General features: G+C 69.4%; 20 protein-coding genes. 4 read left to right on the top strand and 16 right to left on the bottom strand.

The annotated features are described in order from the left end of the window. Window positions 1-19: 19 nt before the first annotated feature. From HUA76_RS34570 to fsa, 3 genes are all read right to left on the bottom strand, one after another. Window positions 20-817: an electron transfer flavoprotein subunit beta/FixA family protein gene (locus tag HUA76_RS34570; RefSeq protein ID WP_141644299.1), complete on the bottom strand. Its 798-nt coding sequence runs from the start codon at window positions 815-817 to the stop codon at window positions 20-22. A gap of 151 nt (window positions 818-968) precedes the next feature. After that, window positions 969-2,105, bottom strand: coding sequence for an acyl-CoA dehydrogenase family protein (locus HUA76_RS34565; RefSeq protein WP_174463225.1), 1,137 nt, complete (start codon window positions 2,103-2,105; stop codon window positions 969-971). Between the two features lie 156 nt (window positions 2,106-2,261). Further along, the gene (gene fsa, locus HUA76_RS34560) at window positions 2,262-2,915 is read right to left on the bottom strand and encodes a fructose-6-phosphate aldolase (RefSeq protein WP_174457545.1); all 654 of its coding nucleotides are present in this window, start codon (window positions 2,913-2,915) and stop codon (window positions 2,262-2,264) included. A gap of 145 nt (window positions 2,916-3,060) precedes the next feature. Between fsa and HUA76_RS34555 the strand changes: the two genes are divergently transcribed. Further along, window positions 3,061-4,125: an SIS domain-containing protein gene (locus tag HUA76_RS34555; RefSeq protein WP_141644302.1), complete on the top strand. Its 1,065-nt coding sequence runs from the start codon at window positions 3,061-3,063 to the stop codon at window positions 4,123-4,125. A 234-nt stretch (window positions 4,126-4,359) separates the two neighbouring features. Here HUA76_RS34555 and HUA76_RS34550 read toward each other — a convergent pair whose 3' ends face one another. The 10 genes from HUA76_RS34550 to HUA76_RS34505 all read right to left on the bottom strand — a co-directional run bounded on the left by HUA76_RS34550 (window position 4,360) and on the right by HUA76_RS34505 (window position 14,266). Then, on the bottom strand, window positions 4,360-5,724 hold the full coding sequence (locus HUA76_RS34550; RefSeq protein ID WP_174463224.1) for a hypothetical protein: 1,365 nt from the start codon (window positions 5,722-5,724) through the stop codon (window positions 4,360-4,362). Then, on the bottom strand, window positions 5,721-6,245 hold the full coding sequence (gene folK, locus HUA76_RS34545) for a 2-amino-4-hydroxy-6-hydroxymethyldihydropteridine diphosphokinase (RefSeq protein WP_141644304.1): 525 nt from the start codon (window positions 6,243-6,245) through the stop codon (window positions 5,721-5,723). Before folK ends, HUA76_RS34550 begins: the two co-directional genes overlap by 4 nt. Beyond that, complete coding sequence (locus HUA76_RS34540) at window positions 6,242-7,015, bottom strand: fumarylacetoacetate hydrolase family protein (RefSeq protein ID WP_141644305.1); 774 nt, start codon at window positions 7,013-7,015, stop codon at window positions 6,242-6,244. The genes folK and HUA76_RS34540 overlap by 4 nt, the downstream gene beginning before the upstream one ends. Beyond that, window positions 7,012-7,827 carry a 4-hydroxy-tetrahydrodipicolinate reductase gene (gene dapB / locus HUA76_RS34535; protein WP_174457548.1) on the bottom strand — a complete coding sequence of 272 codons (816 nt, stop codon included), beginning with the start codon at window positions 7,825-7,827 and terminating at the stop codon, window positions 7,012-7,014. Before dapB ends, HUA76_RS34540 begins: the two co-directional genes overlap by 4 nt. A 33-nt stretch (window positions 7,828-7,860) precedes the next feature. Beyond that, a complete protein-coding gene (dapA, locus tag HUA76_RS34530; protein ID WP_141644307.1) occupies window positions 7,861-8,748 on the bottom strand; it encodes a 4-hydroxy-tetrahydrodipicolinate synthase in 888 nt (295 codons plus the stop codon). A gap of 16 nt (window positions 8,749-8,764) precedes the next feature. Further along, a complete protein-coding gene (gene lysA, locus HUA76_RS34525; protein ID WP_141644308.1) occupies window positions 8,765-10,006 on the bottom strand; it encodes a diaminopimelate decarboxylase in 1,242 nt (413 codons plus the stop codon). Beyond that, entirely contained in the window at window positions 10,003-10,242 is a 240-nt protein-coding gene (locus tag HUA76_RS34520; RefSeq protein WP_246137320.1) for a hypothetical protein, read from the bottom strand. Before HUA76_RS34520 ends, lysA begins: the two co-directional genes overlap by 4 nt. Window positions 10,243-10,244: 2 nt before the next feature. Next, entirely contained in the window at window positions 10,245-12,056 is a 1,812-nt protein-coding gene (locus HUA76_RS34515) for a TIGR04551 family protein (protein WP_254614666.1), read from the bottom strand. A 128-nt stretch (window positions 12,057-12,184) separates the two neighbouring features. Then, window positions 12,185-13,006, bottom strand: coding sequence for a bifunctional DNA-formamidopyrimidine glycosylase/DNA-(apurinic or apyrimidinic site) lyase (gene mutM, locus HUA76_RS34510; RefSeq protein WP_141649521.1), 822 nt, complete (start codon window positions 13,004-13,006; stop codon window positions 12,185-12,187). A gap of 312 nt (window positions 13,007-13,318) precedes the next feature. Beyond that, complete coding sequence (locus HUA76_RS34505; RefSeq protein ID WP_174463222.1) at window positions 13,319-14,266, bottom strand: Ku protein; 948 nt, start codon at window positions 14,264-14,266, stop codon at window positions 13,319-13,321. 255 nt (window positions 14,267-14,521) lie between these two features. On the opposite strand from HUA76_RS34505, the gene HUA76_RS34500 reads away from it, so the two are divergent. After that, window positions 14,522-15,346 carry a M48 family metallopeptidase gene (locus tag HUA76_RS34500; RefSeq protein ID WP_141646670.1) on the top strand — a complete coding sequence of 275 codons (825 nt, stop codon included), beginning with the start codon at window positions 14,522-14,524 and terminating at the stop codon, window positions 15,344-15,346. A gap of 15 nt (window positions 15,347-15,361) precedes the next feature. Here HUA76_RS34500 and HUA76_RS34495 read toward each other — a convergent pair whose 3' ends face one another. Next, window positions 15,362-16,411, bottom strand: a complete 1,050-nt coding sequence (locus tag HUA76_RS34495; protein ID WP_174457551.1) for a YihY/virulence factor BrkB family protein — start codon at window positions 16,409-16,411, stop codon at window positions 15,362-15,364. Window positions 16,412-16,501: 90 nt separating this feature from the next. Then, window positions 16,502-17,389 carry an MTAP family purine nucleoside phosphorylase gene (locus tag HUA76_RS34490; RefSeq protein ID WP_174457552.1) on the bottom strand — a complete coding sequence of 296 codons (888 nt, stop codon included), beginning with the start codon at window positions 17,387-17,389 and terminating at the stop codon, window positions 16,502-16,504. Between the two features lie 93 nt (window positions 17,390-17,482). Between HUA76_RS34490 and HUA76_RS34485 the strand changes: the two genes are divergently transcribed. Next, on the top strand, window positions 17,483-18,352 hold the full coding sequence (locus HUA76_RS34485; protein ID WP_174457553.1) for a hypothetical protein: 870 nt from the start codon (window positions 17,483-17,485) through the stop codon (window positions 18,350-18,352). Window positions 18,353-18,364: 12 nt separating this feature from the next. On the opposite strand, the gene HUA76_RS34480 is transcribed toward HUA76_RS34485, so the two are convergent. Continuing rightward, window positions 18,365-19,204: an ATP-grasp domain-containing protein gene (locus HUA76_RS34480; protein WP_174457554.1), complete on the bottom strand. Its 840-nt coding sequence runs from the start codon at window positions 19,202-19,204 to the stop codon at window positions 18,365-18,367. A 226-nt stretch (window positions 19,205-19,430) separates the two neighbouring features. Here HUA76_RS34480 and HUA76_RS34475 point away from each other — a divergent pair, with 226 nt between their 5' ends. Next, window positions 19,431-20,930 carry an endo alpha-1,4 polygalactosaminidase gene (locus HUA76_RS34475; RefSeq protein ID WP_174463221.1) on the top strand — a complete coding sequence of 500 codons (1,500 nt, stop codon included), beginning with the start codon at window positions 19,431-19,433 and terminating at the stop codon, window positions 20,928-20,930. Window positions 20,931-20,934 lie beyond the last annotated feature (4 nt).

Below are 20,934 nucleotides of genomic sequence, written 5' to 3'. Positions count from 1 at the left end.
TCCGTATCTTCCGAGAGGGTTAGACGACCTTCGCCTCGTTGCGCAGCTTGTCCACCAGCGTGGCCACGTCCGGCACCTTGATGCCGGCCTTGCGCGCGGGCGGGGACGAAAGCTTCACGATCTGGATCTTCGGGGCGACATCCACGCCCAGCTTCTCCGGCGTCAGCTCCTCGATGGGCTTGCTCTTCGCCTTCATGATGCCCGGGAGGCTGGCGTAGCGCGGCGTGTTGAGGCGCAGGTCCGTCGTCACGACGGCGGGCAGCTGGCACTCCAGCGTCGCAAGCCCGTTGTCGACCTCGCGAATCACTCGCACGGCCTTGCCGTCCGCGGTCAGCGTCACGGCGGGGACCTTGTTCTTCTCCTGCTCGCTCTCCATCGACTCCACCTTGGAGGCGAACGTGGCCTGACCCCAGCCCAGGAACTCGGCCAGGTACTGGCCCACCTGGTTCTGGTCGTCGTCGATGGACTGCTTGCCCAGGATGACGAGGTCCGGCTTCTCCTTCTCCGTCACCTTCTGGAGCAGGGCGGCGATGCCGAACTGGTCCAACGGACCGGTGTGGTTCACCCACACGGCGCGGTGAGCACCCATGGCCAGGGCGTGCCGGAGCTGCTCCTGCACTTCCTTGCCACCGATGGACACCACCACCACTTCACCCTGGTGCTTGGCGACGAGCCGGAGACCTTCCTCCACGCCAATCTCGTCGAAGGGGTTGATCTTGTACTTGAGCCCCTCCTGCACGATGCCCGAGCCGTCGGGCTTCACCTTGATTTTGGACTCGGGGTCTTCCACGCGCTTGGCGGTGACGAGGATCTTCACGGCTGGGCTTCTCCTTGCGGGAGGCGTTTATGAAGGCTGGAAAACAGTCCGTGCGGTCCGCATTGACGCGACGCGCGAACGGTCTGGGTTAATAGGCATCCGGGTGTCACGGCGGCAATGGGAAACGGCCGCCGGACACAGTTCTGCTTTTCTACCTGAACAGTTCCTTCGCGATGACGAGCCGCTGGACCTGACTGGTGCCCTCGTAGACCTGGATGAGCTTGGCGTCTCTCATCAGCTTCTCGACGGGGTACTCCTTGATGTAGCCGTAGCCGCCGTAGACCTGGACCGCGTCGGTGGCGACCTTCATGGCCATGTCCGCGGCGAAGGACTTGGCATAGCTGGACTGCAGGGTGTTGCGCTGACCCTGGTCCAACAGCCACGCGCTCTCGTAGGTGAGCATGCGGGCCGCGTGGGTGTTCATGGCCATGTCGGCGATCATGAACTGGATGGCCTGGTGCTCGATGATGGGCTTGCCGAACGTCTTGCGCTGCGAGGCGTACTCCATGGAGTGCTCGAGCGCGGCGCGGGCGATGCCCACGGAGAACATGGCGGTGAGCGGGCGGCTGTTGTCCAGGGTCGCCATGGCGATGGCGAAGCCCTGGCCCTCTTCACCGATGCGGTTCTTCACCGGGACGCGCACGTCCTCGAACGTCAGCGACACGGTGTCGCTGGCGCGCTGGCCCATCTTGTTCTCGTGCTTGCTGACGGTCAGCCCCGCGGGGCGACCTTCCACGACGAAGCAGGTGATGCCCTTGTGCTTCTTCGTCTTGTCCAGCGTGGCGAACACCGTGTACTGCTCGGCGTGGCCACCGTTGGTGATGAAGCACTTGGCGCCGTTGATGACGTACTCGTCACCCTCGCGGCGCGCCGTCGTCTGCATGTTGGCGACGTCGCTGCCGGCCTCCGGCTCGGTGAGACAGAAGGAGGAGAACTTCAGCCGCTCGGCGAAGTGGCTCAAGAGGCGCTTCTTCTGGTCCTCGGAGCCGTGGAGGATGATGGGGAGGTTGGCCAGGTCGTTGGCGATGATGGACGTGGCCACGCCCGCACAGCCCCAGCTCAGCTCCTCCGCGACAATCGTCTGGTCCAGGTGCGACAGGCCCACGCCGCCGTACTCCGCGGGGGCAGCCATGTTGAGCAGGCCCAGCTCGAAGGCCGTGGCGAGAAGGTCCCGGGGGAAGGTGGCCGTCTCGTCGTAGTGCGCCGCCTTGGGGCGAACCACCTCGCGGGCATACTTGCGCGCCGCCTGCTGGAGCGCGCGCTGGTCCTCGGTGAGCTGGAATTCCATGAGATTCCTCGGGGTGCGTCGACGTGTTGATTCGGAAGTCAACGAATACATGCCGCGCCGCGAAATCTCCAGCCCAACCCGCCTGGGAAAGTGGAGCCCAGGGGGGCGGGCGACACCCCGGGGGCCACGAAGGCCCTCCGGGGACCCAGGGTGCGTCTACTTCTTCGCCTTGGGGACCTTTTCCCAATCCGCGAGGAACTTCTTGATGCCCGCGTCGGTGAGCGGGTGGTTCGCCAGTTGGGTGATGACGCTGTAGGGCAGCGTGGCGACATGAGCGCCCATGCGGGCGGACTGGAGCACGTGCACGGGGTTGCGCACGCTGGCGACCAGCACCTGCGTGTCGAAATCGTAGTTCTGGTAGATCTCCAGGATGTTGGAGATGAGCTCCATGCCGTCCTGGGAGATGTCGTCCAGCCGTCCGACGAAGGGCGACACGTAGGTGGCGCCGGCCTTGGCGCACAGCAGGGCCTGGTTGGCGGAGAAGATGAGGGTGACGTTGGTGCGGATGCCCTCGGCGGTCAGCGCCTTGACGGCCTTCACGCCCTCGACGCCCATGGGAATCTTCACGACGACGTTGTCGTGAATCTTCGCCAGCACGCGGCCCTCGGCGATGAGCCCGTCGGCGTCCAGGGACACGGCCTCCGCGCTGATGGGGCCGTCGACGATGGAGCAGATCTCCCGGATGGTCTCTTCCAGTCCGCGGCCGACCTTGGCCAGCAGGGACGGGTTCGTGGTGACGCCGTCCACGCAGCCCATGGCGTGGGCCTTGCGGATTTCCTCGACGTCCGCGCTGTCGATGAAGAACTTCATCTCGTCACTCTCCTGGGTGGCCCGGTGAAGGGCTGGAAAAGGAATCGGCCTGGGGGGCCGGGCGAGCAGGCGCGTAACCGATGCCCCCCCACGCGTCAAGGGTGGCCACGGTGGTGTCCGGCAGGTACAAGGCGAAGCCGACGCCATGGCCCGCTCCCCTCGCTCCGCCGTCAAGAAGCCCCGTCTGCGCGCCCTCCCCGGCCGCTCCACGCCAGCCCCTTCGTCCGAGCCCGAGCCGGACGACGAGGCGCTGCTCGCATGCGCACGCGATGTGCTGGAGGCGGAGGCGAACGCCATCCTTGGCGTGACGACGCGGCTGGGCGCGCCCTTCCTCAAGGCCGTGCGGCTGGTGCGCGCGTGCGCGGGCCAGGTGATTGTCACGGGCATGGGCAAGGCGGGCCACATCGGCCAGAAGCTCTCCGCCACGCTGGCCTCCACCGGCATCCGCTCCGTCTTCCTGCACCCCGCGGAGGCCGTGCATGGGGACCTGGGCCGCGTGGCGCGCGGAGACGTCATCCTCGCCCTGTCCAACAGCGGCTCCACCGAGGAACTGCTGCGCCTGATGCCCGCTTTCAAGCGTATGGCCACGCCGGTCATCGCGCTGACGGGGGATGCTCAGAGTCCGCTGGCGAAGGGCTCGGACGTGGTGCTGGACATCGGCCGCATCGCGGAGGCGTGCCCCATGGGCATGGTGCCCACCGCGTCCACCGCCGCGCTGCACGCCTTGGGCGACGCACTCACCATGGCGGTGATGCGCTCGCGCCCTTTCGGCACGGATGACTACGCGCTCCTGCATCCCGGTGGGAAGCTGGGCCGCTCCGTGCAGCGCGTCTTCGAGCTGATGCGCACCGGCCCGGCCAACCCGCTGGTGCGCGACATCGCCCCGCTGTCGGAGGTCGTCGGGGTGATGACGAAGACGCCGGGACGTCCGGGAGCCGCGTGCGTGGTGGACCGAAGGGGACGGCTGGTGGGCATTTTCACGGACGGCGACTTGCGCCGCCGCGTGGAGCAGGGCCTCACCGACTTCGCCATCCCCGTGCGCGACATCATGGGGAAGCAGCCGCGGTGCGTGACGCCGGACACCCTGGTCATCGCCGCCACCGCGCAGATGCGCGAGCTGCGCGTGGACCAACTCCCCGTGGTCGACGTCGAGGGCCGCGCCGTGGGCCTGCTCGACGTACAGGACCTGCTCGCCGCGAAGTTCGTCTGAGCACTCGGGCGGCGCGTGGCTGCTTCCGGGTGGCTCACTCCGACGGAGGCTCCCGCGCGCCGGACTCGACGTCGTGCCACGGAGCAGACGAGCGACTCGGAGCATCGGGCGGCGGCTTCCCAGTGGCTCACTCCGACGGAGGCTCCCAGCGCGCCGGACTCGATGGCGTGCCACGGAGCAGACGGGGGACTCTGAGCATCGGGCGTCGCGTGACGCCCGTGCTCGATTTGGCACCTACTGAGTGAGCTTCGCCTGGAGCCCCGCCTTGTTGGCGTAGTCCGGCGCGTCCGTGGCCAGCTTCTCCCACAGGGCCTTGGCGCCCTTGTCGTCGCCCTTGGCCTTGAGGGTGTCGCCCAGCTTCTCCACCGACGCCGGGTCCGTCTGCACCGCCACGCCCCACACGCGTGCGGCCATGGGACGTCCCAGGCCCGTCAGCGCCCAGGCCATGCCCGCCTTCGCGCGGCCATTCTCCGGCTGGAAGGGCACCACGCGCGTGTAGTTGCCGAGCGCTTCCTGGAAGCGCCCCTTCGACAGGTGCTCCTCGCCCTCGTCCACCAGCTTCGCCAGGCCCTGCTCCAGCTCCGGCGTGCGCTCGGTGTTCTGCACCGCGTCCACCATCTCCCGCGTCAGCGGGCGCGGCGCGTCCGGCCCCTGCGCCGCCGGAGCCTGCGCCAACCGGATGCGACGGTCCTCGGCACGCGACGCGAGCAGCTTCGCCCGGCCCCCCGCCTTCACCGTCTCATCCACCAGCGTCACCAGCCGCTTCGCCGCCGCCGCGCGGGATGAGGCCGGATTCATCGCCTGCACCGCCTCGAAGCCCTCGCGCGCCTGCTTCAGCGCCGTCAGGTCCTCGCCCTTCGTCTCGAACAACACCGCCGAGCGACCGTAGAGCGCCTCCTCGTGCCGGGGCTCCACCTCCAGCACCGCGCCGTACGCCACCAGCGCGCCCGCCGCGTTTCCCGACAGGAAGAGCGCATTGGCGCGCATCACGCCCGTCTCCAGCACGGGCTCCAACGCCGCGCGAGCACACGCCGCCGCACCCGCCACGTCGCCCTTCTTCGCGCGCTCCTGCGCCACCGCACCCATCGCCTCCAGCGCCTGCCCGGGCGTGAAGCCACAGCCCGCCGCCTCCGCCGTGGCCAGCGCCGCCTTGCCCAGCTTCTTGCGCTGCGCGAGGAACACGTCGCGCACCGGCTTCGCGCGCTCGTCCGCCTGGAGCAGGTACGTGCCCGCCTCCGCGTTGCGGCCGTTCAGGTAGTACAGGCGCCCCAGCGACGCCGCGATTTCAAAGGTCTTCTCCCGCCCCTGCAGCCCCTCCGTCGAGTCGAGCTGTCGCAGCAGGTCCTCCGCGGACGGCGGCGCCTTGCCGGTGCCGGACAACGGAGGATGACCCGAGGGCAGCTCCCCCGAGGGCGCCGCGGTGGGCGACGCGCCACCTTCCACGGCCGGATGGCCTTCGGGAAGCGCTCCTCCCGAGGGAGCGGACGGCTTCGCGGGCGACACCTGGGTCCCCGGAGGGACGGGCGGGTGACCAGGGGGCAACGGGGAAGGCTCGGCGGCGAGCAGCGCCGCGGTGGCCAGGGCCAGGGAAAGGTTCATGTCTCGTTGCTCGGCAGGCTCGCTTCGGGCCACGCGGTGGCCTCACTCCTGCGGACATCCTGCGGGGCGAGTTTCCCGAGGAGCTCCTTCACCGTCATTCCCAGCACGGGGTGCTGCAAGGCAGGCGACAGCTCCGCCAACGGCTCCAGGGCGAAGCGACGCTTGTGCAATTCCAGATGGGGGACCTGAAGGTGCGGGTCGGCCACCACCTGGCCCTCGCAGAAGAGGATGTCCAGGTCGATGGTGCGCGGGCCCCAACGCTGCTCGCGCCGCCGCCCCAGGTCCTTTTCAATCTGCTGAAGGATGACCAGCAGTCGCTGCGGCGACAAATCGCAGTCCAACGCCACCACGGCGTTCAGATAGCGCGGCTGCGGCGGCCCCACCGGGGCGCTGTCGAAGAGTGAGGAACAACGAAGCACGGCCACCGCATCGATGCGGGACAGCGCGGTGAGAGCGGCGACGAGGTGGGATTCGCGGTCCCCCTCGTTCGAGCCCAACCCGACATAGATGATGGTGCTCACGGCTCCATCTCAACTGGATTGAGCAGCGTCCCGATTCCCTCGATTTCGACCTCGACCGAGTCGCCGGCCGACAGCTTCCCTACCCCCGACGGCGTGCCGGTGCTGATGAGGTCCCCCGGCAGCAGCGTCATGATGTGGGAGATGAACGCCACCAGGCGAGCGGGGCTGAACACCATGTCCGACGTGCGGCTGTCCTGGCGCACCTGCCCGTTCACCCGGCAGGAAATCTGGAGGTCCGACGGGGACAGCCCCGTCACCGCCCACGGGCCCGCGCACGCGAAGGTGTCGTAGCCCTTGGCGCGGGTGTGCTGCGTCTCACGCTTCTGGATGTCGCGCGCGGTGACGTCGTTGAAGCACGTCAGGCCCCAGATGGCGCGCGCGGCCGTCGTCTCGTCCGCGTTCTTCAGCCGCTCGCCGATGACGAGCGCCAGCTCCGCCTCGTAGTGCACTTCCTGGCTCGCCTTGGGGATGCGGATGGGCGAGCCCGGGCCGTTGAGCGCGGTGGAGGGCTTGGTGAAGATGAGCGGCTCGGTGGGGACGGGCTTGCCCATCTCCTCCGCGTGCTTGCGGTAGTTCTGACCGATGCAGACGACCTTCGACGCGTCCGAGGGAACCAGCAGCGTCACCGCCGACAGCGAACGGCGGATGCCCGTGTCCTTGACCCCGCCCACCCAGGGGGCCGAGGAGAGCACCACCACCTCGGAGCCCTCGACGCGGCCATGGTTCGCACGGCCTTCGTGGAGGAAGCGGCAGTAGCGGGCGGTCGTCATGAAGTCCTCTGGAAGCCGAGTACGTCGGCCATGTCATACAGCCCCGGAGGGCGGCCCACCACCCAGCGCGCCGCGCGCAGCGCTCCCAGGCCGAACTGGTCTCGGCTGGTGGCCCGATGCGTCAGCTCGATGCGCTCGCCCTCACCGAAGAAGTACACGGTGTGCTCGCCCACCACATCCCCGCCCCGCAACGTCTGCACGCCAATCTCGCTGGGGGGCCGAGCCCCAATCTGTCCGTGACGGGCGAACGCCAGGTCGTCCTGCGTGCGCCCCAGCGCGGAGGCGAGCACTTCCGCCAGCCGCAGCGCGGTGCCGCTGGGCGCGTCCTTCTTCATCCGGTGGTGCGCCTCCAGGACCTCCACGTCGAAGCCAGGTCCCAGCACCCGCGCCAGCTCCGCGGCCACGCGGATGACCACGTTGACGCCCACGGACATGTTCGGCGCCGCGACGATGGGAATCGCCTTCGCGCTCTCCACCAAGAGCGCCGTGGCCTCCGGCGAGAAGCCCGTGGAGCCGCACACGAAGGCCACGCCGCGCGCCGCGCACATCTTCGCGTGGGCCACGCTCACCTCGGCGCTGGTGAAGTCGATGACGACGTCCGCCGTCGCCGTGTCGAGCGCGCGGGCCAGGTCATCCACCACCTGAACCTCCAGCGCGCCCAGCCGGGCGGCCAGGCCCGCGTCCAGGCCCACCGCGGCGCTGCCCGGCCGCTCCGTGGCGCCCACCACCTGGAGGTCCTCCGCGTCACGCGTCAGACGCAGCAACGTGCTGCCCATGCGACCGGTGATGCCGGTGATGACGGTGCGAATCATGTGGCCGCGCTCCTCGGTGTCGTGTCGTGGCGCTCAGTGCTTCAGCAGGCCCAGCAGTCGCAGCTCGTCGCCGAGCTTCTCCGCGTTGGGCGCGGTCATCGGCACCAGCGGCAGGCGGACTTCCGGCCCGAAGAGGCCCAACAGGTGCAACCCCCACTTCACGGGGATGGGGCTGGACTCCACGAAGAGCAGCCGGTGCAGGTTGTTCATCTTCACCTGCAGCTCACGCGCCTTGGCGAAGTCACCCGCGCGACCCGCGGCCACCAGGTCCGCCATCAGCCGGGGCGCGACGTTGGAGGACACGGAGATGACGCCCTTGCCACCGCACGCGATGAAGGGCAGCACGGTGAAGTCGTCGCCGGACAGGAGCGTCAGCCGGTCTCCGCACTTCTCCAGGATGTCCACCGCCCGGGCCATGTTGCCGGTGGCCTCCTTGATGGCGACCACTTCCGGGAAGTCGCACAGCCGCTGCACCGTCTCCGGCAGCAGGTCCACGCCCGTGCGGCCCGGGACGTTGTAGGCGACAATCGGGAAGCCCGGATGCGCGCGAGCCACCGCGCGGAAGTGCTCCACCAGCCCCGCCTGCGTGGGCCTGTTGTAGTACGGCGTGACGATGAGCGAGCCATCCGCTCCCGCGTCGCGCACGCGCCCCACGCTCGCAATCACCTCCGCGGTGTTGTTGGAGCCGGCGCCGCCCAGCACCTGCACGCGGCCTTTCGCCTCCTCCACCACCACACGCACCGCGCGGGCCTGCTCATCGGCCGACATGGTGACGGATTCGCCCGTGGTGCCCATGGGCACGAGCACGCTGGTGCCGCCTTCAATCTGCTGGCGCACCAGCGCCCGGTAAGCCGACTCGTCGAGCGCGCCGTTCCGGAACGGAGTCGCGAGCGCCGTCATGGAACCTTCGAAGGTCTTCATTCCGGCGCTTATATGTTCAGGCCCGCTCGCCGCGCCAGAGATCCTCGGTGCGCTCGCGCTCCCTCACCACCCGCCACGCCTCTGCGTCCACCAGCACCTCGGCCGGGCGGGGACGGGAATTGTAGTTAGAAGCCATGCTCATCCCGTAAGCCCCGGCGCTGAGGAAGGCATACAGCTCGCCCGGCTGGGGGAGGACCAGGGGACGGGCCCTGGCCAACACGTCGGTGGACTCACACACCGGCCCCACGACGTCCACCTCCACCGCCTTGCCCCGCCGCTTCAGGAGCGGAACGAAGGCGTGGTGGGCTTCGTAGAGCGCCGGACGGAGCAAATCGTTCATGCCCGCGTCCACCACGGCGAAGCGTTTGGCGGGCGTCTGTTTGCGGTAGAGCACGCGCGTGAGCAGCACCCCCGCGTTGCCCACCAGCGAACGTCCCGGCTCCAGCACCAGCCGCGCGCCGGTGTCCTTGGTCGCGTCCAGCACGACGCGCGCGTACTCCGCCGCCGAGGGGGGCGTCTCGTCCGAGTAGGTGATTCCCAGGCCCCCGCCCACGTCCAGGTACTCCAGCGCGTGCTTCTGGGCCTTCAGCGCCTGGTACAGCCCCGCCACCTTGGTGAGCGCCGCGCGCAGGGGCGAGCTCTGGGTGAGCTGCGAGCCGATGTGGCAGTCCAGGCCCGCGGCCCGCACGCCCTTCATCTTCTTCGAGCGCGCGTAGAGGTCCACCGCCTCCTCGAAGGGGACGCCGAACTTGGACGTCTTCAACCCGGTGGCGATGTAGCGGTGCGTGCGCGGGTCCACCTCCGGGTTGACGCGCAACGCGAACGGCGCGCGGCGTCCCAGGCGACGGCCCACGGCGTCCAGCGCCTCCAGCTCCTCGGCGCTCTCCACGTTGAAGAGGAGGATTCCGGCGGCGAGCGCGGCCTCCATCTCCTCCGGTGTCTTGCCCACGCCCGCGAACACCGTCTTCGCCGCCTCGCCGCCAGCGTGCCGCACCCGGGCCAGCTCGCCGCCGGAGACGATGTCGAAGCCCCCGCCCAGCCCCGCGAACAGCCGGAGGATGGCGAGGTTGGAGTTGGCCTTCACCGAGTAGCAGACCAGGGGCCGTGCGTCGGCGAACGCGTCCGTCACCGCGCGGAAGTGCTGGGTCAGCGCGGCGGTGGAATAGACATAGGTGGGCGTGCCCACCGCGTCGGCGATGGCGGGCAGCGGCACCGCCTCCGCGTGCAGTACGCCCTTGCGATACGGAAAGGAGCTCACGGTGTCCCAGCGTCGACGATGGTGGTGGGGGTCAGGACCCCGCCGTCCGTCGTCGGAGTAATCGACGGCCCCGAGGACTCCACGCTTACGGGCGCGGTGTCCGACGGCGGCGGAGGGGTCTCCGTCGCCGGCACCGGCGCCGCCAGAGGCGGCTTGGCCGGACCCTTGATGCCGCACGCCACCATCCCCAACACCAGGACGGTGGCGACCCCGAGCGACGTGAGGGCGCGCTTCATGGCTAGAACTTCACGCCCAGCCAGCCGCGGATGCTGTGCGGCGTCTCAAGATCCGCCTTCAGGGCATCCGTGTAGGCCTGCAGACCGCCCATGGGGAAGAGGATGCCGTAGGCGATACCCGCGAGGAAGCCGTCCTCGGTGGTGTAGTCCACGCCCGCGTTCACCTCCACGCCCAGCGACTTGCTGGTGAAGGACGGCGTCGACTCCGCGTAGAGCGCCTGCGAGTAGATGAGGCGGCCATACAGATCGATGCCCGGCGCCACCGCGTACTTCACGGACGGGCGCACGTAGAACGCGTCGGTGACGCCGCCAATCAGCTCGCGCCAGAGGATGAGGTCGATGCGGTAGTCGCGGTTGAAGCGGAAGTTGCGGATGGCGGAGTCGGAGCAGCCGCCGCCGTCGCAGCGGTACTGAGGACCTTCCACGTCACCCGGGTTGGTGTAGTCGTTGGTGCCCGAGCCTTTACGCCCCGGGTAGTTGCCGAAGCCCGGCGCCTTGTCACCAGAGGCGAAGCCCAGCTCCAGCCCCAGCGTCAGCTTGTTGTCCGCCACCTTCACTTCGCCCTGGGCCACGCCGCCGAACTGCGCGACGCGCAGGCTCTGGTCGAACGTCGTCTGATTCGCCGCGAGCGCGCGGTTGCCGATGGTGCCGAGCACCGCCGCCAGTTCGAACTCCAGGCGCCAGTTGCGCTCCTCGTAGCGCAGCCACAGGTCCGGGATGTACAGCGAGGCATCGCGGGGGATGAAGGCGCCCGTGGGCTGGTTGTTGGCGTCCTTCACGTTGTCGTAGTTCTGCGTACGCCACGCGAAGTGCAGGCCGTACTGGAGCACGCCCTGGTTGTTGTCCAGCTTGGAGCGGATCTGCGCATCCGTGTCCCGGCGGGCGATGGCCAGCACCCAGCTGTGGGCGTCATCGGCCTGCGTCAGGTCCACCGGCTCACCCTGGGCGCCGCCCCGGTACTGCGAGCCCTCGGAGTTGAAGTCCAGCATGGGCGTCACGTACCAGCCCGCGAAGGGCTCGGTGACGAACTGGATGCGGTCCACCGTGTCGCCGTAGTCGCAGTCGAAGCAGTTGCCGTCGTTGCGCAGCATGCCCAGACCCCATTGGCTGCCCATGCGACCGAAGCGCAGGATGCCCACCGGCGTGTTCACCTCGCCATAGGCGCGGCGCAGCTTGATGGAGTCCGACAGCGTGTCGCCCAGCGACTCCTGGTCCTCGGAGAAGATGGTGAACAGGTTGCGCTGGTCGCCCGGGTAGAGCGAGTCCGGCGTGGAGCCCATCACCACGTTGTCCAGGCCATCCACCTGGAGCTTGATCTTCACCTGCTCGGACACGTTGAACGTGGGGTCCAGGCGCAGGCGCATGGTCGCGAAGGACTGGGTGTTCTCGCCCCGGCGGCCCGACACGGCGGGGAAGATCTCCTGGCCGGGGACCTTGCCCAGGTCGAACTTGTAGAAGAGCGTGGGGCGCAGGCGGAAGTAGCCGTCGAGCGTGAAGACCTCCAGCTTGCGCTTCTCCTCCGGGTACTCCTCGCTCCACTCCTCGCCGTTGAGGGACTGCTTGGCGGCCTCCGCGCGAATCTCTCCGCGCAGCTCCTGCTTGGTGGCCTCCAGGTCGTCACGGGTAACGGACTCGCCCTCGGCGGCGGGGGGCTGCACGGCGGCGGGCGCCGCGGGAGCGACAACCGGCGGCTCGGCGGGGGCGGGGGCGGGCGCGGCCTCCGCGGGCGCGGGCGGAGGCGTGCCCCCAGCCGGCACCTGGGCGGTGGCCGTGGAGGAAGCGACGAGCAGCGCCGCCAGCAGGACGTGAGACATGGGCAACGATCTCCAGGGCCGCTCGGGGCGGCCGGGTCGGAAAGGCGGGCGATTCAAGCCACGGGACAGGGGGGTGTCAACGCCAACCGGGACGCGAGTTCGCGCCGTCAACGACAGGACGTCCAGGGTCATTTCCCTGTCCTCCCCCGGGGTTGGCACTTCGGACAGGCATAAGTGGTGCGTCCGGCCTGGGTGAAGGACTCCACCGGCGAGGCGCACTTGGAGCACGGGCCGCCACCGCGCCCATACACCAGGAACGGGTTCTCGGAGCCTCCATCCTCGAGGTACACGGGCTCCTCGCCCTGCTGCTCCTCGAGGCCGAAATCGATGCTGGCCCGGATGGCCTGGACCAGCCGCTTCCAGTCGTCCGGGGTGAGGGTGGAGGGCTTCCGGGCGGGGTGGAGGCCGGCGCGAAACAGGGCCTCCGCGGCGTGGATGTTGCCCAGGCCGGCGATGCGCGCCTGGTCCATCAGGGCGATCTTCAGGTCCTGCTTCGAGGACGCCACGGCCTGTTCGAGCTGGCCGGAGGTGAGGCCATCCGCCAGCGGGTCTCGGCCCAGGGCCTTCACGACGTCCAGGGAGCGCAGGCCCGCGGAGGGCGTCGGCTCCATGCGGCCGAACATGCGCGCGTCGGCGAAATGGAGCACCTGCCCGTTGTCCAGGTGGAAGCGGGCGCGGCTGTAGGGGACGACATCGCCTTCGGAGCGCCGGACGAACTTGCCCGTCATGCCCAGGTGGCCGAGGAGTCCTCGGCCTTCCTCGAAGGCGAAGAGGAGGTACTTGCCCCGCCGGACGAGGGACTCCAGCCGGCCGTGAAGCAACGCGAAGTGGCCGCGCTCGGCGCCGCGAAAGACGCGGGTGTCATCCGCATCCGCGCGCACGAGGCGTCGTCCATCGAACCAGCGCACCAGATTGCGCCGGGCGATTTCCACTTCGGGTAACTCAGGCATCCGCTCGGGCACATAGCACCGGCGCCCTCCCAGCCCACGCATTTCTTGCGCCTGTCGTCTCGCGCACATGCCCCGGGGCGCTGGCGGCGGTGCCCCGAGCACCCCCACCCCAGGCCCCGGCGACAGGTTCTCGGACGGGCCTGGGAGCGGAACGACCCCGGTGGGCCCGGGCAAGAAGAGGGACGCATCCGGGCGGCGATCAGCAGTCCTGGGTTTCCGGGGCGCCGCTCGAAACGGCATGGACCCATCAGGTCAGGGCAGGTGGCCCCCGGAGGACCGTGCGACGCGGCACGCATCCATCGAGCCATCTCCTCAGGGCGCGGGCTCACCGCCCTCGTCATCCACCCCGTCTGGGGTCGACTCCCGTTCGGGGGTCGGGGTGTCTCCTCCCCGTTCCCGGACCTCGCGGGCCGCCACCCGGGGGCGCAGCCTCAGCGCCCCTTCCACTGACGGCAGCGGCTGTCCCGCCCGAAGCGCGGCCACCCCGCGCTCCAGCACCCCCAACAATGCCCCCGTCTCGGCTTCGCGCGGAGTCACCTCGGGAGCGGGCCGAGGCCCACGTCGCGTCCGCGCCTGCGCACGAGCCCTGCGCTCCAGGAACGCCAGCACCCGCTCGCGGTGGACATCCGGGTAGCGCCCGGGCTCGAAGTCGGCGGAGCGCGCCTCGATGAGTCGCAGCGTCGCCTCCAGTTCCCCGGGCTCGACGGCGGCCTCCGCCATCCCCTGCTCGGAGAGCTGCTCCCGCGACACCACTTCGTCCACGGCGTGCAGCGTGGACAACACGAGCCCCCGCGCATGCGGCCGCACGAGACACAGGTGCCCCTTCTGGTACAGCACCCACCGTCCCACGCCCACGCGGCCCGACTCCCGCAGCGCAGCAGCCAGCAGCGCGTGCGCGTGCTCCGCGCCCTTCGCGGGCATCAGATGAAACGACGTATCCACCAACAGCGAGTCCACCCGCGCGGGGTCCACGAACTCCTCCAGCGCGATGACCTGACTGGCCATGGGGTCCAGCGCCTCCAGCTCCCCGCTCGTCACGGTGACCTGCCGGCCGTCCGCCAGCGTGTAGCCCCGCACCACGTGCTCCAGCGGCACCTCCTCACCGTCCGCGGAGCACACCCGTTTGTTCTGGATGCGCGCGCCGTCCGCGTCGTGCCGCAGATGGAACTGGACCTGCCGGGACACGACGGCGCCGTGCACCCTCACCGGGAGCGTCACGGGGCCGAAGCTCAGCGAGCCCACCCAGACCGGACGCGACATCACGACCTCCTCGGGTGCCCATTCCTTTCGACACCCGCCACCCCGAAATCTCCGGCTGCTCGCATGACACGACAAGGCTCGGCGGGTGTACCGCGAGGCGCACGAGCCCTCCCGCCCCCGTGAGCCAGGAGTCCCGAGCCTCACTCATTCCGCCGGAACCCACACGAGGGACTTGCCGTGGAGGTGGACGCTGCCCAAGAGTCCGGGCAGTCGCTCTCTCAACGCATCAACCGGCAAAGAAAGGCGTCCTCGGTCATGCAGCGGATTCTCTCGGCGGTATGGAGCCTCGCCCTCCTCATGGGAGTGACGACGGGCTGCACCACGCAGCGCGTCCAGGCGGAGAAGGCTCTGGCGAAGACCTTCGTCTCCGATGAGCAGGAAGAGGAGATCGGCCAGCAGGTGAAGAAGGAGCTCGAGCAGAAGGAGAAGATCAAATACGTGCAGGACCCGACCATCGTCGAGTACGTGCGCAACCTCTCCGCGCCCATCATCAAGCAGGCCACCAAGGACCGGCCGGGCGTGAAGTGGAAGATCAACGTCATCGACGACCCGAAGACGGTGAACGCGTTCGCCACGCCGGGCGGCTACCTCTACGTCTACACGGGCCTCATCCTCGCCGCCGACACGGAGGCGGAGCTTGCGGGCGTCATGGCGCACGAGGCGGGCCACGTCGTCGGCCGTCACTCGGCGCGGGCCATGGTGAACCAGATGGGTCTGCAGACCGTCACCCAGCTGGCGCTGGGACAGAACCCGGGCGCGGCCGCGCAGGTCGCCGCGCAGCTCGTCGGTGGTGGCGCCATGCTGGCCCACAGCCGCAGCGAGGAACTGGAGGCCGACGAGTACGGCGCGCGCTACTCCTCCGGCGCCGGCTTCGACCCGAAGGGACTCATCAGCTTCTTCCAGAAGCTCCAGGCCCAGGAAGGCAATACGCCGGGCGTCATGAAGTGGCTGAGCACCCACCCCACCAACAAGCAGCGCATCTCCGACCTTCAGGAGTTCATCGCCAAGAAGAACCTGCGCGGCAGCAACAACAGCCCGGGCCAGCTGCCCGCCATCAAGCAGAAGCTGGGCGGGAAGTAACCTCCCCGCCCGGGCTCAGTGCAGCGTGGACGGAGGCCCGCGCTCCAACTCCGCCGCGGAGGGCTCGGGGGACTTCCCCCGGGCCACGCGCCGCCGCCAGCGCCAGAAGGCCAGCCGGGAGCGCTTCGCACTGGCCGCGCTCTTGGCGGCCCCCGGCGTCTTGATGGGAGGCTCTGCTGGAGCGGGCTCGCCGAACTGGCGCGCGCCCTTCTCCTTCCCCTCCGCCGAGGCGTGCTCGAGGATGGCGTTGAGCTCTCCGCCGAGGATGAACACCAGCCCGGAGATGTAGAGCCACAACAGCAGCACCACCACGCCACCGATGGAGCCATAGGTGACGTTGTACTTGCCGAAGTGCTCCACGTACTGCGTGAAGCCCCACGTGCTCGCCATCCACACCAGCGTGCCGAAGATGGAGCCGGGGGTGATGTACTTGAAGCGCTGCTTCACGTCCGGCAGCAGGTAGTAGCAGAGCGACAGCACCAGCATCACCAGCCCCGCGGTGAACGGCCAGCGCACCCAGGACCAGAGGACGTAGAAGGCCTCCTGCACGTGCAGCCGCGTCGCGAGCCACGCCCCCAGCTTGCCGCCCAGGAGGAACACGGCGAAGGACAGCGGGATGAGCAGGGTGCCGATGAGCGTCATCACCATGGCCAGCCCTTGTGTCTTCCACACGGGGCGCGACTCGGGCACGTCGTAGGCCAGGTTGAGCGCCTTGCGCAGGGCGTCCACGCCCCGCGAGGCCGACCACAGGGCCACGAGCAGACCCACCGTGAGCAGCTTGGGCCGGGGCTGGTGCACCAGCGACGTCAGGTGCTGCGTCACCAGGCCCAGCGCATCCCCGGGCACCAGCGGACGGACGCGTTCCAACATCGCGTCCACCGCGCCCGGCGCGAAGGGCAGGTACGCCACCAGCGTGACGAGGAAGAAGAGGAACGGGAACAGCGAGAACAGCAGGTAGTAGGAGAGCTGCGCCGCGATGTCCGTGACGGTGTCTTCCTGGAACTCCTTCACGAAGCGCCGGGTGAACTCGCGCCAGGTCAGGTACTTGAGCCGCGGCAGCCGCATCCTTCCCTCCTCGCTCCCGACTCTCGGGTAACGGAAGGTGGGGTTCGCGACGCCTATCGGCAGCAGGCGGCCGAGCAGGCTCTCGCCCGGCTAGACGACGTTCGGCGGAAGATATCTGCCCAGCAGTGGACGAAGCCGGGAGCGCACCTCATCCGGGATGCGGGAGCGCTCGGTCCACAGGGCCAGCGCCAGCGCGGAGTCACAGCGGCAGGCGGAGGGAGCCTCGGCGATACGGGGCAGCGCGCGGCGGATGAGCGCGGCGCCCTTGGCGGTGACGGCCTGCACGTTGTGGGACAGGCGCGCCAGGAGGGCTTCGTGCTCCTGGCCTGGAGGCAGGGGCTGCCACGAGTCGTAGTCCGTGGGCAGCGCCACCAGCGCGTAGTGGAGCTCCGCCTCCCGGGCGAGCCGCGCCTCGGGCATGGCCGTCATCCCCACCAGGTCCGCGCCCAGTTGCCGGTACAGCAGGCTCTCCGCGCGCGTGCTGAGCGAGGGTCCCTCGACGCAAACATACGTCGCCTGGGTGGCCACCACTGCGCCGCTGCTGGCCGCCGCGTTGGCGAGGACCTGACGGAGCGTGCCGCAGAAGGGAGACCCCAGCTCCACGTGGACCGCGAGGTCGTCGTAGAACGTGCAGGGCCGGCGGTAGGTGCGGTCGATGACCTGGTCCGGGACGACCAGCTGGAGCGGCGGCAGGTGCTCCTGGAGACTGCCCACCGTGCCCGTGGCCAGGACGTGGGTGACGCCCAGCTGCTTCATCGCGAAGAGGTTGGCGCGGTAGGGGGCCCGGGTGGCGTTGAAGACGTGACCCGCGCCGTGGCGGGGTACGTAGACGACGGAGACGCCGTCCAATTCGCCCGAGATGAGGGGGCCCGCATGGGGACCAAAGGGGGTTTCGAGGGTGTGGGTCTCCAACCGACCAGAGAGCCCCAACAGTTGCTCCAGACCATGGCTCCCGATGATGCCCACCCTGACAGCCATGTTCCTCCTCTTGGCGCTCCGGCCGCGCCCCTGAACCATAGCGCGCCCCCCTGGAGCCGGGAGGCACGAAGACTGGTAGTTTTCGAAATTGCCATGCGTCTCCTGCCCTTCCTGCTTCTGGCGCTCGCCGCCACCCCCGCCAGCGCCCAGCGCGGCGCCGTCCCCTCCGGCTGTCAGGAGGACTACGCCACCTGCAAGGAGGACTGCTCCATCGAGTACGGAGGCAGCGGGCGCACGGTGAAGAAGCTCACCCAGTGCCTGGGCATCTGCACGGAGAACCGCGGTGAGTGCAGCGACCGGCACTCGTCGCTGCGCGGCCTGCCCGACAGCGTGGTGGCGGACGAGCCTCGTCGCAGGCGTCCCTCCTCGAAGCAGCCCGTGAGTCGGGAAGAGGACCCGTTCGGAGACTCGACGGACTCGGAGCCCCGGCGCACGACGAACCGTGAGGAAGACCCGTTCGGCGACGCGCGTCCGGACAGGGACTCGGTCCGGGGGCGTCGCGACGGCTACCGCGCGGACAGCATCCCCGCCGAGGACACCCGTCCCCCCCCAGAGGAAGTACAACCGGCGGCGCCGGTCGACACCACGCCCGTGCCCCCGGTGTCGCGGCAGGGTGTCTACCGCGCCGCGGACTCCGAGCCGAAGCCCGCGCCCGCGAAGCCCGCGCCCGAGGCCGAGCCCGACTTCAGTGACTTGGAGCCGCTGGACGCGCCGCCCGCGCCCACGGCCTCCGCGAAGCCGACGCCCCGGATGGAGCCCGTGAAGCCCGCGCCCGCGAAGCCCGCGCCCACCATCGCCGCCAGCGACGACGAGAAGAAGGACCCGCTGCTCGACGACGAGCCGGCGCCCGCGCCCGTCGCCGCCACGAAGAAGCCCGCGCCCCCGCCGTCCAACCCGCTGCGCCCCTCGGTTCCACCAGAGCCCAAGACCGATATCTCCGAGTGGGACCCCAACGGGGACTGAGTTCCGCCCCGGTCAGCGCGCGCGCTCCAGCTCCAGGATGTTCCGCCACAGCGCGAAGGGTGAGACGCCCGCGTAACCGCTCTCCTGGCCGTCGTTGCACTCGATGACAATCCAGCGGCCGGAGACCTCCTGCGCCACGTCCACCACCAAGAACGGGACGTCCACCCGGCGCGCCACCTCGCGCCCGAGGGCGAGCGCCTCGCGCTGCTCAAGCTCGTTCATCGTGTACGGCGAGCCCTGCCACCAGTAGGGCCCCCACCCCACCAGCTCACCGCGCCACCAGAAGGTGCGGAACTCGAACGAGCTGGGGATGCGGTCCGGCGCGCCCTCTTCCACCCGGCGCAACGGGCGCAGCTCGCGACACACCACGCGCTGCCAGTGGAGGATGGGGTCCTTCGCATAGGCCGCCATCGCGAGCTCGAACTGCTCGGGCCCCTCGATGATGGAGAGTGACTTGCGGTGGCGGCTCGTCTGTCGCTCACCCTTCACGAAGACGGGCCAGCCGAGCGCGTCCTCCACCGTCTTCGCATCTGGCCGCTCGTCGTACCAGACGCTGCGCGGCGTGAGGTCCGTGAGCCTCGGGTACCAGTGCGGCAGCTCCGTGGCCAACAGGTGCTGCTCCGGCGAATGCACCAGTCGCACACCCTCCGACGCCAGCTCGCGGTGGCGCTCGGCGTAGTCGTTCCACACGCCCACGCGCGCCACCACCTCCAGCGATTCGGGAAGTTGATACGGGCGACGGCAGGGGAAGAACCTGTCGAAGCCGAAGTCGTAGATGCCCTGGCCCGTGGGCGCCGTCAGCATCCACAGTCGCTCCTCCACCTGGAACAGGTCCTCACCCGCACGAAGCATCACGCGAGTGTACGCAGACCGAAGCCGTGCGCCACCGCACCACGGAGCACCGCTCCGTCCATGCACCACCCCTCCCACGGATGCGAGCCGTCCAGGCGGAAACGAATGTTCCAGCGAGGGAGCGCGGGCCTTGCGTATCGAGCGTGCTCGCATCCACTTCGCCTTGCTGGTGCCACGCGCACGACGTTAATGCCCGCCGCGTTCCCACACCCCTAGGAGACGTTGCATGCGAGTCGTCGTGAATTGGTTGATGTGGCCCTGTCTTGTCCTGCTGACCGCCTGTGGAGGAAGCAACACGCGTGACACGCTCGATGACGAGCGCGGCGCGATTCTCTCCAATGCGCAGACCCTCACCTGCTCCACCCTCCAGCTCGCGCGCGGCTCCATCGGCTCGGGCCAGGGCGTGCAGGGCCTGCACACCCAGACGCTGTCAGGCACGCAGGACCGCTGGGCGGAGTACGTCGAGTTCGCCGCCAACAGCTCCGCCACGTGCACCTACCCGCTGCCTGCGGGCGTGAGCGCCGACACCGTCGTCGCGGCCGAGGTGGGCGTGAACTTCCGGGGCCCCCTGAAGTCGGAGATGCGCTGGCTGTTCGAGGCGTGGGACTACACGACGAGCACCTGGGTCATCGTGGGTGACAACGCCTTCGCGCTGTCGTGGAAGTGGTCCGCCACGTCACTGGCCCTCCCCTCCCCCGCGAGGTTCCTCTCCGGCGGCCCCGTGAAGCTGCGCTACCGCACGGAGTCCTCGGCGGATGCGTCGCTGCTGGACCTGCTCGTGGTGCGAGTGCAAGTGGCGGCGTCGGACGCCGGGACTCCGACGGACGCGGGCACGCCCACCGATGCGGGAGTCCCCACGGACGCGGGCACCCCGACGGACGCGGGCACGTCCACCGACGCGGGCACTCCCGTCCCCTGGGAGGGCGTCAGCAGCTTCACGTACCAGCTCACGAACTATCCCCAGGGCAAGCTTGACGCCATCGCGGCCTCGAAGTTCGACCTCGCCATCGTCGAGTTGGTGCGGGATGGCTCGAGCGGCTACTTCACGGCCGCCGAGATTTCCGCGCTCAAGTCCGGCGGCAAGCAGGTGCTCGCCTACTTCGAGATTGGCGCCATCGAGGAGTACCGTCCCGAGTGGAGTCAGGTGCCCGCGGACCTGAAGCTCGGCCCCGTGGATGGCTGGCCCGATGAGCAGTACGTGAAGTACTGGGACGAGCGCTGGTGGCCCATCGTCCAGGGCCGTATCGACCGCGCGCTCGCCGCGGGCTTCACCGGTTGCTACCTGGACATGGTGGTGACGTACGAGGAGATTCCCGCCAACTCCGCGGGGACCAACCGCGCCGACCTCGCGCGGAAGATGGTGGCCCTCATCGCCCGCATCAGCCAGTACGCGAAGGCGCGCAACCCGGCCTTCAAGGTGGTGCCACAGAACTCCCCGGAGCTCATCGACGACACGGCGTACCTGCCCGTCATCGACGGCCTGGGCATGGAGGACATGTACTGGTCCGACGACGTCGCCTGTGATGCGTCCTGGTGCGCGGAGAACCGCGCCAACGCCGCCCGGGTTCGCGCCGCGGGCAAGCTGGTGCTGTCCACCGACTACGCCACCCAGTCCGCCCATGTCGCGGACGCGTACACGCGCTCGCGTGCCGCGGGCTTCGTCCCCTACGTCACGGTGCGCGCACTGGACCGGGTGACGGTGAACGCGGGCTGGGACCCTCAGTAGCCAC

The sequence above is a fragment of the Myxococcus sp. CA056 genome, from assembly GCF_013336715.1.
GTDB classification, from domain to species: domain Bacteria; phylum Myxococcota; class Myxococcia; order Myxococcales; family Myxococcaceae; genus Myxococcus; species Myxococcus llanfairpwllgwyngyllgogerychwyrndrobwllllantysiliogogogochensis.
The sequence above is the reverse complement of the archived record's forward strand: the minus strand, read 5'-3'. Positions and strand labels throughout refer to the sequence as shown.

What these genes read in the sequence shown, in the direction of transcription:
- HUA76_RS34565 (WP_174463225.1), bottom strand. Translation starts at nt 2,105, where the DNA reads ATGGAATTCCAGCTCACCGAGGACCAGCGCGCGCTCCAGCAGGCGGCG.
- fsa (WP_174457545.1), bottom strand. Translation starts at nt 2,915, where the DNA reads ATGAAGTTCTTCATCGACAGCGCGGACGTCGAGGAAATCCGCAAGGCC.
- HUA76_RS34555 (WP_141644302.1), top strand. Translation starts at nt 3,061, where the DNA reads ATGGCCCGCTCCCCTCGCTCCGCCGTCAAGAAGCCCCGTCTGCGCGCC.
- HUA76_RS34550 (WP_174463224.1), bottom strand. Translation starts at nt 5,724, where the DNA reads ATGAACCTTTCCCTGGCCCTGGCCACCGCGGCGCTGCTCGCCGCCGAG.
- HUA76_RS34540 (WP_141644305.1), bottom strand. Translation starts at nt 7,015, where the DNA reads ATGACGACCGCCCGCTACTGCCGCTTCCTCCACGAAGGCCGTGCGAAC.
- dapB (WP_174457548.1), bottom strand. Translation starts at nt 7,827, where the DNA reads ATGATTCGCACCGTCATCACCGGCATCACCGGTCGCATGGGCAGCACG.
- dapA (WP_141644307.1), bottom strand. Translation starts at nt 8,748, where the DNA reads ATGAAGACCTTCGAAGGTTCCATGACGGCGCTCGCGACTCCGTTCCGG.
- HUA76_RS34520 (WP_246137320.1), bottom strand. Translation starts at nt 10,242, where the DNA reads ATGAAGCGCGCCCTCACGTCGCTCGGGGTCGCCACCGTCCTGGTGTTG.
- HUA76_RS34515 (WP_254614666.1), bottom strand. Translation starts at nt 12,056, where the DNA reads ATGTCTCACGTCCTGCTGGCGGCGCTGCTCGTCGCTTCCTCCACGGCC.
- mutM (WP_141649521.1), bottom strand. Translation starts at nt 13,006, where the DNA reads ATGCCTGAGTTACCCGAAGTGGAAATCGCCCGGCGCAATCTGGTGCGC.
- HUA76_RS34505 (WP_174463222.1), bottom strand. Translation starts at nt 14,266, where the DNA reads ATGTCGCGTCCGGTCTGGGTGGGCTCGCTGAGCTTCGGCCCCGTGACG.
- HUA76_RS34500 (WP_141646670.1), top strand. Translation starts at nt 14,522, where the DNA reads ATGCAGCGGATTCTCTCGGCGGTATGGAGCCTCGCCCTCCTCATGGGA.
- HUA76_RS34495 (WP_174457551.1), bottom strand. Translation starts at nt 16,411, where the DNA reads ATGCGGCTGCCGCGGCTCAAGTACCTGACCTGGCGCGAGTTCACCCGG.
- HUA76_RS34490 (WP_174457552.1), bottom strand. Translation starts at nt 17,389, where the DNA reads ATGGCTGTCAGGGTGGGCATCATCGGGAGCCATGGTCTGGAGCAACTG.
- HUA76_RS34485 (WP_174457553.1), top strand. Translation starts at nt 17,483, where the DNA reads ATGCGTCTCCTGCCCTTCCTGCTTCTGGCGCTCGCCGCCACCCCCGCC.
- HUA76_RS34480 (WP_174457554.1), bottom strand. Translation starts at nt 19,204, where the DNA reads ATGCTTCGTGCGGGTGAGGACCTGTTCCAGGTGGAGGAGCGACTGTGG.
- HUA76_RS34475 (WP_174463221.1), top strand. Translation starts at nt 19,431, where the DNA reads ATGCGAGTCGTCGTGAATTGGTTGATGTGGCCCTGTCTTGTCCTGCTG.